The 13072-nt window shown below is 65.0% G+C and carries 11 protein-coding genes; 4 read left to right on the plus strand and 7 right to left on the minus strand.

The annotated features are described in order from the left end of the window. Nucleotides 1-118 precede the first annotated feature (118 nt). Both ispH and hpnH read left to right on the plus strand, forming a co-directional pair. On the plus strand, nucleotides 119-1045 hold the full coding sequence (gene ispH, locus BM177_RS00125) for a 4-hydroxy-3-methylbut-2-enyl diphosphate reductase (protein ID WP_091675621.1): 927 nt from the start codon (nucleotides 119-121) through the stop codon (nucleotides 1043-1045). A gap of 294 nt (nucleotides 1046-1339) precedes the next feature. Further along, nucleotides 1340-2488: an adenosyl-hopene transferase HpnH gene (hpnH, locus tag BM177_RS00130; RefSeq protein ID WP_091675624.1), complete on the plus strand. Its 1149-nt coding sequence runs from the start codon at nucleotides 1340-1342 to the stop codon at nucleotides 2486-2488. Here hpnH and BM177_RS00135 read toward each other — a convergent pair. The 6 genes from BM177_RS00135 to hpnA form a co-directional block, all read right to left on the minus strand. After that, the gene (locus BM177_RS00135) at nucleotides 2378-3118 is read right to left on the minus strand and encodes a phosphorylase family protein (RefSeq protein ID WP_244532006.1); all 741 of its coding nucleotides are present in this window, start codon (nucleotides 3116-3118) and stop codon (nucleotides 2378-2380) included. The two genes, hpnH and BM177_RS00135, sit on opposite strands and share 111 nt — an antisense overlap. A 2-nt stretch (nucleotides 3119-3120) precedes the next feature. Then, nucleotides 3121-5121: a squalene--hopene cyclase gene (gene shc, locus BM177_RS00140; RefSeq protein ID WP_091677238.1), complete on the minus strand. Its 2001-nt coding sequence runs from the start codon at nucleotides 5119-5121 to the stop codon at nucleotides 3121-3123. A gap of 77 nt (nucleotides 5122-5198) precedes the next feature. Then, nucleotides 5199-6455, minus strand: coding sequence for a hydroxysqualene dehydroxylase HpnE (gene hpnE / locus BM177_RS00145; protein WP_091675627.1), 1257 nt, complete (start codon nucleotides 6453-6455; stop codon nucleotides 5199-5201). Continuing rightward, entirely contained in the window at nucleotides 6455-7297 is an 843-nt protein-coding gene (hpnD, locus tag BM177_RS00150; protein WP_091675630.1) for a presqualene diphosphate synthase HpnD, read from the minus strand. The genes hpnE and hpnD overlap by 1 nt, the downstream gene beginning before the upstream one ends. Then, the gene (gene hpnC / locus BM177_RS00155; RefSeq protein WP_091675636.1) at nucleotides 7294-8175 is read right to left on the minus strand and encodes a squalene synthase HpnC; all 882 of its coding nucleotides are present in this window, start codon (nucleotides 8173-8175) and stop codon (nucleotides 7294-7296) included. The genes hpnD and hpnC overlap by 4 nt, the downstream gene beginning before the upstream one ends. Continuing rightward, nucleotides 8172-9191: a hopanoid-associated sugar epimerase gene (hpnA, locus tag BM177_RS00160; protein ID WP_244532007.1), complete on the minus strand. Its 1020-nt coding sequence runs from the start codon at nucleotides 9189-9191 to the stop codon at nucleotides 8172-8174. Before hpnA ends, hpnC begins: the two co-directional genes overlap by 4 nt. A 201-nt stretch (nucleotides 9192-9392) precedes the next feature. Here hpnA and BM177_RS00165 point away from each other — a divergent pair, with 201 nt between their 5' ends. Next, complete coding sequence (locus BM177_RS00165; protein ID WP_091675644.1) at nucleotides 9393-11192, plus strand: ABC transporter transmembrane domain-containing protein; 1800 nt, start codon at nucleotides 9393-9395, stop codon at nucleotides 11190-11192. Here BM177_RS00165 and BM177_RS00170 read toward each other — a convergent pair. Beyond that, nucleotides 11189-11662 (minus strand): GNAT family N-acetyltransferase, encoded by a 474-nt coding sequence (locus BM177_RS00170; protein WP_091675648.1) that lies wholly within the window; start codon nucleotides 11660-11662, stop codon nucleotides 11189-11191. The two genes, BM177_RS00165 and BM177_RS00170, sit on opposite strands and share 4 nt — an antisense overlap. Nucleotides 11663-11780: 118 nt before the next feature. Here BM177_RS00170 and recF point away from each other — a divergent pair, with 118 nt between their 5' ends. Continuing rightward, a complete protein-coding gene (gene recF / locus BM177_RS00175; protein WP_091677241.1) occupies nucleotides 11781-12965 on the plus strand; it encodes a DNA replication/repair protein RecF in 1185 nt (394 codons plus the stop codon). The last annotated feature ends 107 nt before the right edge of the window (nucleotides 12966-13072 follow it).

Below are 13072 nucleotides of genomic sequence, written 5' to 3' on the forward strand. Positions count from 1 at the left end.
GCTTGATGCATCGCCGGTTTGACAACCGGAAACCCGCCGGTCAAGGCTGACAACGTTTTTTAAATCAAGTTCTGGGCTGCTTGTAAGGGCGAGTCCGATTTAAAGCTAGGCAAATTTCATGAAAGTAATCTTGGCTCAGCCCCGCGGTTTCTGCGCCGGTGTTGTCCGGGCGATCGAAATCGTAGAGCAGGCTCTCGAAAAATACGGCGCTCCGGTTTATGTCAGGCACGAAATCGTTCACAACGGCCATGTGGTCGACAGGCTGAGGGCGAAGGGCGCGCGATTCGTCGAAAGCCTCGATGAAATCCCCCTGGGCGCGCGCACGATCTTCAGCGCGCATGGCGTGTCCCGCGCCGTCGAGGAGAAAGCCGCCACGCTCGGCTTGCCGGTGCTCGACGCGACCTGCCCCCTCGTGGCGAAAGTTCACCATCAAGGCGAACGTTACGCGCAGCAAGGACGCCGCGTCGTCCTCATCGGCCATGCAGGACACCCGGAGATCGAAGGCACCCTGGGCCGGATCCCCGGCCCGGTTTTCCTTGTCCAGAGCGCCGCGGACGTGGAGGCGCTCGATCTGCCCGCCGACGCGCCGCTCGCCTATGTCTCGCAGACAACCTTGAGCGTGGACGACACGAAAGGCCTCATCGCCGCCCTGAACCGTAAATTCTCGAACATTGTGGGACCCGAGACGAAGGACATCTGCTACGCGACGCAAAATCGCCAGAGCGCCGTCCTTGAACTGACCCGCGTCGTCGATGTGATTTTGGTCGTCGGCGCCAGAAACAGTTCGAATTCCAACCGCCTGCGCGAAATCGGCCTCGACGCCGGGGTGCCGACATACCTCATCGCCGACAAGTCGGAACTCGACCTTGAAACATTGCGCTCGGCGCAATCCGTCGGGCTGACCGCCGGCGCCTCGGCGCCGGAAATCCTGGTCGACGAAGTGATCGAAGCACTGCGCGCCCTTGGGCCGGTCGAGGTCGCCGCCCTGCCCGGCGTCGAGGAGAAGATCGAATTCAAGCTTCCCTCGGAAATGACGGGAGTTTGAAGCAGCCAGACCTCGCCAATAAACCGGCGCCAAGGCGCAGGTTTCCGCTCCGCCCGCGCTGGTGTTGCGCCGCGGTGAGATTTCAACTAGAGCATAGTCCGATTGGGTGGACTCATTCCAATCGACAAGAATATGCTCAAGTTTTTGAATCTGGAACGATTTCTGATCGACCGAATGATCACATTCGGCCGGAAAGCGCTCTAACTGGTCAGACTCTTCGCCCGCCCGTGGAATATCCCTGAACAGGCGGCTGACCTTCCTTGATCTGGATCAGACGCCCGGAGTGAAGCCTGCATGGGAATCCCTTTTTTGCAAATGGCGCAGATCGGCGCCTATGTGGTGCGCCAGCGTTTGAGCGGACGAAAAAAGTTTCCGCTCGTTCTCATGCTCGAACCCTTGTTCCGCTGCAATCTCGCCTGCGCCGGATGCGGCAAGATTGACTATCCCGACAAGATCCTCAATCAGCGCCTGCCGCTCGCGGACTGTCTCGACGCGATCGACGAGTGCGGGGCGCCGGTCGTGGTCATCGCCGGCGGCGAACCCCTTTTGCACAAGGATCTGCCGCAGATCGTCGAGGGCGCCATCGCCCGGCGGAAGTTCGTGACGGTTTGCACGAACGCGCTGCTGCTCGAGAAGCACATCGACCGCTACAAGCCGAACCGCTATTTCAACTGGTCGATCCATCTCGACGGCGACAAGGGCATGCACGACCAATCGGTCTGCCAGACCGGCGTCTACGACCGCGCCCTTTCGGCCCTGATGCTGGCCAAGCGGAAGGGGTTCCGCGTCACGATCAATTGCACGCTGTTCAACAATGCCGACGCCCAACGGGTCGCGGCGTTCTTCGACACCGTCTCGGCGCTCGGCATCGAAGGCATCACTGTTTCTCCCGGCTACGCCTACGAACGCGCGCCAGACCAGCAGCATTTTCTCAATCGCGAGAAAACCAAGACGCTTTTCCGCGACATTTTCTCGCGCGGCGACAAAGGCAGGGCCTGGCCGTTCTTCCAGTCTAAGCTCTTCCTCGACTTCCTGGCGGGCAACCGGACCTATCAGTGCACGCCGTGGGGCAACCCCACAAGGACCGTGTTCGGCTGGCAGCGGCCCTGCTATCTGCTCGGCGAGGGCTACGCCGCGACGTTCAGGGAGCTGATGGACGAGACCAATTGGGACTCCTACGGCACCGGCAATTACGAGAAATGCGCCGACTGCATGGTTCATTGCGGGTTCGAAGCGACGGCCGTCGAGGACGCTTTCAAAAACCCGCTGCATGCCCTTGGCGTCGCTCTCAACGGCATCCGCACGCAAGGCGAAATGACCCCGGACATTCCGCTAGAGGGGCAGCGGCCCGCCGAATTCGTCTTCTCCCGGCACGTCGAGAACAAACTCGCCGAGATCGTCGAAGCCGAAAGCTCCGGCGAGCGCCTTTCGGCTGCGGAATAGGCCGCGGAACGCCGCGCGGGCGTCGATCGCCGTCTGGATGAGATGCGGAATCTGGCGCGGATCGCGCAGGAGCGATAAAGCCAGCGCATCGAGGGCTAGGCCTCCGCCCGGCTTCATGGCGACAATCGCCGCATGCGGAAGGCCGCGCCCTGCAGGGTCGGCGATCACCCTCACCGCTGCGAACGGCAAATTATGGGCGGATGCGGCGCGGGCCGCGATATGCGATTCCATATCGACCGCATGCGCGCCGGCGCCAAGATAAAGGGCGCGCTTCCCGTCGGCGTCGGCGACGGGCGAATCGACGCCCGCAAAATCGGCGATCCGCGCGCCGCCAAGCGCCGCCGAAATCCGGCGCGTCCAGAGCGGATGCGTCAAAAACCGCTCGCCGCTCTCGGTCACAATCGAACGCGAGACGAGCACCGCGCCCGGCGCGAGATCGGGGGCGAGGCCGCCGGCGACGCCGAAGCTTATGACCGCGCGGGCGCCCGCCAGGGCGGCGGCCTTGATGTCGCGATGGAGAGCTGCGCCGTCGCCTCCGCCCGCAAGGGCGAGCACCCCCGGCCCCGCGGCGAGTCCTGCTTCAGACTTGAGGCCGGTGACCGCGACGACCAAACCGCGCTGATCGGACACGGTTACATCCCGAAGGCCGTCGTGCGCCGGTTGCCCGACGCGAGATTGCGGTATCGCGCCATCGCCCAGAGAGGGAAATACTTGGAATATCCATGATAGCGCAGGTAAAAGACGCGCGGGAAACCGGTCGCGGTGAAGCGCTCCTCTGACCAAAATCCGTCTTCCGACTGCGTCAGCGCAAGGTAGCGCACGCCCCTTGAGACCGATGGATCGTCGACCATACCGGCGGCCATCAGCCCGAGCAACGCCCAGGCCGTCTGCGACGACGTGCTCGGCGCCGGCCGGTAGCCGCAATAGTCCAACTCGTAGCTCTCGCCGCCTTCGCCCCAGCCGCCGTCGGCATTCTGAATCTGTTTCAGCCAGGCGACGGCCTTTTGGACCGGCGCGCTGTTCGGGTCGAAATCGATGGCGTTGAGAGCGCAGAGCGCCGACCATGTTCCGTAGATGTAATTCATGCCCCAGCGGCCGAACCAGCTGCCGTCCTTCTCCTGGACTTTGATGAGATAATCGATCGCGCGAGCGAGGTTCGGATTGCCGGCCGGCCGCTCGCCAAGCTGGCCGAGCATTGAGATGCAGCGGGCCGTGACATCTGCGGTCGGCGGATCGAGAAGCGCGCCGTGATCGGCGAACGGGATGGCGTTGAGATATTCGCGGTCATTGTCGGCGTCGAAGGCGCCGAAGCCGCCGTTGGCGCTTTGCAGACCTTCGATCCATTCGCGCGCGCGCGAAATCGCCGCTGCGTAATCGGCGTCCGCCCCGTTCGGCGACGTCCGCTTTGGAGCCGCCGTCTGCAGGACCGAGCGCTGCATGGCCATGACGACGACGGCGGTGTCGTCGAGATCGGGATAATGGGGATTGGCGTATTGGAAGGCCCATCCGCCCGGACGAACATCAGGTTTCTGCGCCGCCCAATCACCGACGACATCCGTGACCTGGAGAGGTTCGAGCCAGTCGACGGCGGCGCCGACGCGAGGCGCAAGATTCGCGCCGCCGCTTTCCATCAGCGCAAGCGCGGCAAGCGCGCTGTCCCAGACAGGGGAGACGCAGGGCTGGCAATAGGCCTCGTCCTCCTTGACGACGACGAGCTTGTCAATGGCGGCGACGATCCGGGTGATCTCCGGACCCGAACGCGGGTAGCCAAGAGAGTCCAGCATTAACGCCGAATAGGCCATCGCCGGATAGATCGCGCCGAGGCCATCCTCGCCGTTCAATCGCTCCCTGACGAAAGCCACCGCTTTCTCGATCGCGCTCTGGCGCAGCGAATCCGGAAAATACGGCTCCGCCCAGCGTAAAACACCGTCGATCCCCGCGAAAATCTGCGTCCAGGGAAAGCGCGGGTGAGGCGTGCCCGGCCAGCGCCTGACCGTGTCCGCTGGCGCGACGAAAAGCTCCTCAATGGAGGTCAGGCGAGGATTTCGCGCCTTCGGCTTCAAGGCGTGCACGACCGTCAGCGGAACGAGAACGGTGCGGCCCCAATAGGAAATCTTGGTGATATGGAACGGGAACCAGCGCGGCAGATGCATGATCTCGACTGGCGTCACGGGAACCGCGGTCCAGGGCACGGCGCCGTAAAGCGCGAGCAGCGAGCGGGTGAAGACATTGGTCGCCGCCGCGCCGCCATGCGCCAGAATCGCGTCGCGCGCCCGGCGCATATGCGGCGCATCGGGCGAATCGCCGATGATCTTCAGCGCGAAATAGGCTTTGACGCTGCTGCTGATGTTGAAGGCGCCGTCGGTGAAGAGCGGCCAGCCGCCGTGCCTCGCCTGACGGCGGCGAAGGTAGACCGCGACTTTCGCTTCAAGCTCGTCCGGCGCCGGATCGCCGAGAAAATGGCGAAAGAGAATGTATTCGGCCGGAATCGAGACGTCGGCCTCAAGTTCGAAGACAAAGTGCCCGTCCGGACGCTGAGCGGCGAGAAGCGCCTCCTGCGCGCGCGCGATCGAAGGCGCAATCTCGTCGGCGACCACGCGAGGCGACGCACCGGTCAGAGGCTTTGAATGCATGCAGGTCTCATCGAGAGCAAGTCCGTCAGTCACCTTTTCTCCTTTCCGCTCCATTGCTCCGTTTCGCCTGAATCTAGTCAAGCCCGGTTAATGATCAGCTCAGCTGCGCAATTGCCGGACCGGATCGCTCCTTCAATGGTCGCGGGCAGGCCGGTCGCGGTCCAGTCTCCGGCCAGCGCGAGATTGTTATAAGCAGTCTTCGCGCCAGGACGGCGTGCGTTTTCTTCCGGCGTCGCCGCGAAGGTCGCCCTCTTCTCCTTGATGATCTGCCAGGGCGGCAAAGCCGCGCCAAGCCCCGTCGCGCGCTGAATTTCGGACCAGATGTCGGCCGCCAGTTTTTCGCGCGGGGCCTCAAGCAGTCGGTCGGCGCCGCTGATCGTGACGGAAATCCGGTCAGGAAAGCTGAAAATCCACTCGGTCAGCCCGTTGACGACGCCGAGAATGGCGGGAAAATCCGCGGGCGGCGCGATCTTGAAATGCGCGTTGACGATCGCCCGCGAGGTCTGCGGCGCGCCGGTGCCGGGAAGAAGATCCTGCGCGATCTGCGGCGGAACGGCGAGGATCAGATGATCCGCCGGGCCAAGCGTCGCTGTCGCGTCGCCGAAATCGAGGCCTGACGCCCGCCCGGCCGAAAACGACACCGCGCGCAAACGGTGATCGAGCCGGATATCCGCCCCCCTCATCTTCAAATAAAGTAGCGCTGGCTCGACGAAGGCGGCTGAAAGGCCTCGCGCCGCGAACATCGGGCGGCAGGCGCGCCCGCCTTTGGCCAAAGTCTCGCGCACGACGGCGCCGGCGAGGCGGGTCGAGCCTTCGCTTGGCTCGGTGTTGAGGGCGGCCAGCAGAAACGGCCGCCAAAGCCGTTCGTAAAGCCCGCCCTGGCACGGCATCGCTTGTTTGATCGGCCGATCCGCGCCAGGGACGAGCAGGCGCGCGAGCGTGAGATAATCGCGCCAGTTCGTATGCGGAGCGCGGCGGTTCCTGAAGAAGATCCACCACGGTAGCGGGCCATCGTTCGGCCGCACCCGCCACCGCTCGTTTGTCTCGAGGTCGAGAAACGAGAATTCGGCGCGCGCAGGCGCGCTGAGAGCATCGCTTGCGCCGATGGCGTCGAGGTAGCGACGGGCGGCGAGATTGCCCGACAGGAGCAGATGATTGCCGTTGTCGATGACCATGCCGAGAGAGGAGTCAAAATAAGACCGGCAACGCCCTCCGGCCTGCCGGGCGGCGTCGTAGATCACGATGTCGAAGACCGAGCCGCGCCCGGCGAGCTTCACCGCCGCCGCCAAGCCGGCAAGACCAGCTCCAGCGATGTGAACGACAGGTCTCGCCATCAGAACAGTCCGTGGCGAAGGACCGCGAGAATGACCCGATGGCGCGGGGTCCGGACCCTTTCGCGCGGCGGGGCGAACCCGCGCCTGATCAAACGCTCGAGGATCGATTCGTAGACCTCAGCCATGATTTTCGGAGCGCGCAGGCTTTCCCGGGCGCATCTCGACATGATTTTGCGAGCCTCGTCGAAATGGGTTCGCGCGCTCGCGACCAGCGGCGCGCAGGCGCGATCGAGCGCAACCGCGGCGAGCGCGGCGGGGGGCGCATCAGGCGAAATCCCGGCCGCCTGCAAAGCCTCTCGCGGCAGATAGAGCCGGCCGATCGCGGCGTCCTCGTCGATGTCGCGCAAAATATTGGTGAGCTGAAAGGCGCGGCCGAGATGATGCGCGAGCCCCTGGCGCTCCTCTGGAGGGATGCCGAAAACCCGCACGCTGAGACGCCCGACCGCGCTCGCCACCCGGTCGCAATAAAGATCAAGCGTCGCGGCGTCAGGCGCCCTGATATCGGCGTCGACATCCATCTGCATCCCGTCGATCACAGCGAGAAAATCCTCCTTCTGCAGATCAAACAGGCGGATCGCCTCCGCGAGGCCGCGCAATCCCGGCGGCGCCGATCTCGCGTAAAGGGCGTCGAGACTGGCGCGCCATTGATCAAGCGCTCGCGTTCGGGCCTCGCGCGAGCCGCCTTCGTCGGCGATATCGTCGACCGCGCGGCAGAAGGAATAGATTTCGAACATCGCCTCGCGGCGCGGACGCGGCAGGATCCGCATCGGCGCGTAGAACGAGCTGCCGCGCGAGGCGGCGGCGGCGTTCTGCTCGTCGATGTTGAGAGCGCCCTCGCTCATGCGTCACCTGCGCGCGGACTGGGGAGCGGCGCGGATTTTCGCACATAGGCGCGAAGGCCAAGCGAGGCGCCGAGGACGGACGTGGCGAGAAAGCCGGGCTTGGAGAGATGCACGGTTTCACACAAGGGATCGCGGACGAGGAGAAAGGAATTCAATTTGCGCGCCAGTTGAAGGATCATCGCGGTTTCGAGACAAAGCCGGAAATTGCGGACCTCCGGAGGCAACGCGGCGCCGGCGTCGATCAACGAGGCCGTCTTGCCGGCGAGCTCGCGCAGGGCGGCGCGCAGCCCCGGGGCCGCCCTTGGAGCCCGCAGATCCTCGACGGAGGCGCCATGCGCGGCGAGAAGGTCCTGCGGAATGTAGACCCGGTCGAGAGTGCGGTAATCGGCGCCGCAATCCTGCATATGGTTGATGATCTGCAGCGCTGAGCAGAGCGCGTCAGAGGCGGGCCACGTCGCTTCGCTTTCGCCGTGGACGTCGAGCACGAACCGGCCGACCGGCGCCGCCGAATAGGCGCAATAGTCCATGAGTTCGGCGAAGCTGGCGTAGCGGGACTTGACGGCGTCGAGGCGGAAGGCGCGCAACAGATCGAGGGCGTGCCGCGGCGACAGTTTCGTTTGCGCGATGATCGAGCGAAGCGGTTTTGCCGCCTCCGTAGCCTCGCTGTCGCCGAGCAGGGTCGCTTCAAAGGCGTCGAGACCGGCGAGCTTTTCCTCGGGGGAGAGCGAACGATTGTCGACAACGTCGTCGGCGCCGCGCGCGAACCGATAATACGCCAATATCGGCGCGCGGAATTCTTCCGCGATCAGCACCGAGGCGACCGGAAAATTCTCGTCGCGATGGGTCTTTGAGGGTTCGATCGTCAAGGCCTCGCTCATCGCACGTGTCCGTGTTCGCGAAACCAGATCAAGGCCTCGTTCAGGCCTTCCAGATAGGGCCTCGCCTTATATCCAAGGTCGCGCTCCGCCTTCGCGGAACTGAAAAACATTCGATGTTTCGACATGCGCAATCCGTCGACGGTCACAAAGGGCTCACGCCGCGTGAACCTCGCCATCGCCTCGGCCGCGTAGGCCAGAGGATAGACCAGCGGACGCGGAAACCGCAGCCAAGGCGCCGGCCGGCCGCAAAGACGGGCGATGTCGCACAGCAGGCCGGACAGCGGCACGTCCTGTCCGCCGAGGATGTATTGCTGGCCAGGGATTCCCCGATTGAGCGCGGCGAGATGGCCAAGCGCCACGTCGTCCACATGCACCAGATTGAGCCCGGTGTCGACGAAGCCGGGCACGTTGCCGCGGGCCGCCTCGACAATGATCCGTCCGGTCGGCGTCGGCTTTTGATCGCGCGGTCCGATCGGCGTCGAAGGATGCACGATGATCGCCGGAAGGGAATCGCGCGCGATCATGGTCTTGACGATCTCTTCGGCGGCGATCTTGCTTTGCTTGTATTCGCCGATGGCGAGCGAGCGCGCGAGCGGGGTCGTCTCGTCGGCGGGATGGCCATTGGACGAGCAGGCGATGGTCGCGACGCTGCTGGTGTAGATCACGCGTTCGACGCGCTCGGCCAGGGCCGCCTGCATGAGGGTGCGCGTGCCGTCGAGGTTTGTCGCCATGATCTCGCCGGGCTCGCGCGCCCAGAGCCGGTAATCCGCGGCGACGTGGAACAGAATCCTGACCCCCGACATCGCCCGCGCGACCGCCTCCGGATCGCGCATATCGCCTTCGACGAGTTCGAGATCGAGACCCTCCAGATTGGTCCGCGCGCTGGTTTGACGCAGCAAGGCCCGGACGTTATAGCCGGACCTCACTAGGGCGAGCGCCACAGCAGATCCCACAAAGCCCGAGGCTCCAGTGACCAGAACCTTCTCGCCCGCCACGCCGCCGCACCCCGCGCTCAAAAACCCGCAACCCGTTTAGTTCAATCATTGGCGCGACGGAGATAACACTTATGTTATATCGTCAGCAACCTTGCCGGACGGCGGCCGCCCCAATTCCCTGCAATAGTGTTAAGAGGCTCTCGTCGTCGCCGGATCTGGAGCGCCGGATCGCCGCCGGGAAGTTTTTCATTACAACCGCAAGATGTTGATAGAAATCAAGCGATGTCCACACCTGTCACGTCTCCCGCCGATCCGGCCGCCGCCATCAAGCCGTCGCCGCGGATGCTGCTGCCGCTGCTGCCCTACTTGCTCCGTTATAAGGAGCGAATCGCGGGCGCCGTCCTCGCCGTCACCATCGCCTCGGGCGCGACTCTCGCCGTGCCGCTCGCCATCCGGCGGATGATCGATTTTGGCTTTTCCGCCGACAGCGCGGGACTGATCAACAGTTATTTCTTCGCGCTCGTCGGCGTCGCCGCCGTCCTCGCTCTCGCCTCTGGAGCGAGATATTACTTTACGACGACGCTGGGGGAGCGATTCGTCGCCGATCTGAGATCCGCGGTCTTCAAGCACCTCTGCGGCCTCGACGCAGCCTTCTACGACAGCGCGCAGACCGGAGAGCTTCTCTCGCGGCTGACGGCGGACACGACGCAGATGAAATCGACGCTGAGCGCCACTTCCGCGCTGGCGCTGCGCAACTTTTTTCTCTTCGTCGGCGCAATGGCGCTGATGGTCTACACCAGCCCCAAACTCTCCGCCATCGTGCTGATCGTCATTCCCGTTATGGTGCTGCCTCTCTTCGCGTCCGGGCGGGCGGTGCGCAAAAGATCGCGCTCGGCGCAGGACGCGCTCGCCAGGGCCAGCGCCTATGCCGGCGAGAACCTCGGCGCGATCAGGGTCATGCAGGCCTATGGGGCCGAACCGGCGACGAGCCAGCGCTTCAGCGCGGCGGTCGAGGGCGCGTATGAAGCGGCGCGCAATGCGGCGGCGGCGCGGGCGGGCCTCTCGACCGTGGCTATCTTTCTGGTTTTCACCAGCGTCGTCGGCGTGCTCTGGATGGGCGCGCACGACGTTCTCGCCGACCGCATGACCGGCGGCCTTTTGTCGCAATTCGTGCTTTACGCCCTCCTCGGCGCGACCTCCCTTGGCGAACTGAGCCAGGTCTGGGGCGAAATCTCGTCCGCCGCCGGCGCCGCCGGCCGGATCGGCGACCTGCTTCGCGTGCGCCCGGCCATCGTCGCGCCGGTTCCGGCCGCGCGCCTCCCGTCTCCGGCCCGCGGCGACATCAAATTCGAGGGCGTCACTTTCGCCTATCCGACCCGGCCCGACGGCGTCGCCCTGCGCGATCTCTCGTTCAAGATCGCGGCCGGCGAGACCGTCGCCATTGTCGGACCCTCGGGAGCCGGCAAGACGACCTTGTTTCAGCTGCTGTCGCGATTCTATGACCCGACCTCGGGCGCCATTTATCTCGACGGCGTCGACATCAAAACCGTCGATCCGGCGGCGCTCCGCAAGGAGATCAAGAGCGTTCCGCAGGATCCGGTGATCTTCGGCGCCTCGATCGCGGACAATATCCGTTACGGAAAACCGGACGCGAGCGACGAAGAGGTGCGCCACGCGGCGCGGCGCGCCGCGGCCGATGATTTCATCAGCGCCTTGCCGGAGGGCTACGCGACCCTCGCCGGAGAACGCGGCGTGACGCTGTCGGGCGGCCAGCGCCAGCGCATCGCCATCGCCCGGGCGATATTGGAGGAAGCTCCGGTCCTGTTGCTCGACGAGGCGACGTCCGCGCTCGATTCCGAAAACGAAGTTCTGGTTCAGACCGCGCTCGAAAAGGTGATGTCCGAACGCACCACCCTCGTCATCGCGCATCGTCTGGCGACGGTCCTTAACGCCGACCGGATTCTGGTCCTGGAAAATGGTCATCTCGTCGAGGAAGGCGCGCATTCGACGCTCGTGGCGCAGGACGGCCTCTACGCCCGGCTCGCCAAGCTTCAATTCGAAACCGTCGCCCCAGCGTCCTAAATCTCGTCTCGATCATGGCCGGTCCACCGCAAGCGCCATGTTTTCAGGCCCGACCTCGGATTGGCCCCCTCGGCGATGGGCCTGAATCCTTCACGTTCGTAAAACCGCATCGCGCGCGGGTTGTCCTGATTGACCTCCAGCTCGATTTTGGCCGGAGAGAGCCGCCGGGCCTCCGCAAGGAGCAGCTTCGCCGCCGGTCCGCCTTTGGCGTCCGGGGCGAGGGCGATCTGGTCGAGATAGCCGGTCTGCGGATCGATCGACAGGAACCCCAGCATGGCGCCGGAGGCGTCGAACGCGCAGGTCGTGACGGCGCCCGCCGCTTCCAGCGCCCGGACATGCGCGACGAACCAATCCCGCCGCGCGGCGAAATCGATCTGCGGCATCGCTTCCCGCCAGCTCGCCTCCCAGAGATCGACAAGGCCAGGCCTTTCGGCATCTTCCGGCTGGCGTAAACTGATCGCGCTCGTCATGCAGTTCGTCTTAGTGTTCGTGTTGGGGTTAGATCCCGCCTCAATGAGGGCATGGTGATCGGGGCGGTCAAGGGCTTCCGGTCGCGGAGGCGAAGCCGCAAGTGAAATGATGAGGACCATGACGACCTCGCCGCCTGCGGGCGCGGGATTTCCTCTGGGCTTCGCCGGAACAGGCGTCCGGCGGCTGGCGCTCGCCGATTTCCGCTCATTCGCCACGCTCGACGTGGAGATTTCCGACCATATTGTCGTCCTGACCGGCGACAATGGCGCTGGAAAAACCAACGCGCTCGAAGCCTTGTCGCTGCTCTCGCCGGGGCGCGGCCTGCGCCGGGCCGAGCTGGCCGATTGCGCCCGCAAGGGCGGCGGCGGCGGTTTCGCGGTTTCAGTGGAATTGTCCGGGCCCGGCGGAAAGGTTCGGCTCGGGACCGGCCTCGAACCGCAGCCGGAGGCGCCGCCGGCGCGGAAATTCAGGATCGACCGCGAGCCGGCCCCCTCCATACGCGCCTTCGGCGGTCATGTTCGCGTCGTCTGGCTGACGCCGGCGATGGATGGATTGTTCACAGGGCCGGCGGGGGAGCGGCGGCGATTTCTCGACCGGCTGGTGCTGGCTCTCGATCCGGAGCACGGGGCGAGGGTCAACGCGTTCGAGCGCGCGCTGCGCGGGCGCAATCGGTTGCTGGAGGAAGGCCGAAGCGCCGGCGACGGGGCCTGGCTCGACGCCATCGAACGCGAGGTCGCGGAACTTGGCGTCGCAATCGCCGCCGCGCGGGTCGAAACGCTCGCCCGGCTCTCGGCGCTGATCCTCGCCGGGCGCGAACGCGATTCGCCGTTTCCATGGGCGGGCCTCGCCCTGCGCGGGGAGATCGAAGCCCTCGTGGGAGAGCGGCCGGCACTCGAGGCCGAGGATCTCTTCCGGGGGATGCTGCGCGCCAATCGGACACGCGACGCGGCGGCCGGGCGCACGCTGATCGGGCCCCAGGCGAGCGATCTGCAGGTCCGGCACGGACCCAAGGGCGCCGAGGCGGCGCAGGCTTCGACCGGCGAACAGAAGGCGCTGCTCGTCGGCCTCGTTCTGGCTCACGCCAGGCTCGTCGAAGCGGCGAGCGGAATCGCGCCTCTCATCCTGCTCGACGAAATCGCGGCGCATTTCGATCCCCTCCGCCGCAGCGCCCTCTACGATCTGCTCGCAAATCTTGGGGGCCAGATCTGGCTTACCGGGGCGGACGCGGCAACCTTCGCCGAGCTTGAGTCGCGGGCGCAAATGCTGCGCGTGACCACGGGACGCATGGCTCCATTGGCGTGAGGCAGGCCGCGGCAGGCCGAAAAAATTCTCCATCGCGCGCGCGAACTTATATAGACAGGATCAGTGAAGTTGTCGCGAGGCCGCAGATCATAGGCTTTGCCTCCTGC

This window comes from Methylocapsa palsarum, assembly GCF_900114285.1.
Lineage (GTDB): Bacteria > Pseudomonadota > Alphaproteobacteria > Rhizobiales > Beijerinckiaceae > Methylocapsa > Methylocapsa palsarum.

What these genes read in the sequence shown, in the direction of transcription:
- ispH (WP_091675621.1), top strand. Translation starts at nt 119, where the DNA reads ATGAAAGTAATCTTGGCTCAGCCCCGCGGTTTCTGCGCCGGTGTTGTC.
- hpnH (WP_091675624.1), top strand. Translation starts at nt 1,340, where the DNA reads ATGGGAATCCCTTTTTTGCAAATGGCGCAGATCGGCGCCTATGTGGTG.
- shc (WP_091677238.1), bottom strand. Translation starts at nt 5,121, where the DNA reads ATGCATTCAAAGCCTCTGACCGGTGCGTCGCCTCGCGTGGTCGCCGAC.
- hpnE (WP_091675627.1), bottom strand. Translation starts at nt 6,455, where the DNA reads ATGGCGAGACCTGTCGTTCACATCGCTGGAGCTGGTCTTGCCGGCTTG.
- hpnD (WP_091675630.1), bottom strand. Translation starts at nt 7,297, where the DNA reads ATGAGCGAGGGCGCTCTCAACATCGACGAGCAGAACGCCGCCGCCGCC.
- hpnC (WP_091675636.1), bottom strand. Translation starts at nt 8,175, where the DNA reads ATGAGCGAGGCCTTGACGATCGAACCCTCAAAGACCCATCGCGACGAG.
- BM177_RS00165 (WP_091675644.1), top strand. Translation starts at nt 9,393, where the DNA reads ATGTCCACACCTGTCACGTCTCCCGCCGATCCGGCCGCCGCCATCAAG.
- BM177_RS00170 (WP_091675648.1), bottom strand. Translation starts at nt 11,662, where the DNA reads ATGACGAGCGCGATCAGTTTACGCCAGCCGGAAGATGCCGAAAGGCCT.
- recF (WP_091677241.1), top strand. Translation starts at nt 11,781, where the DNA reads ATGACGACCTCGCCGCCTGCGGGCGCGGGATTTCCTCTGGGCTTCGCC.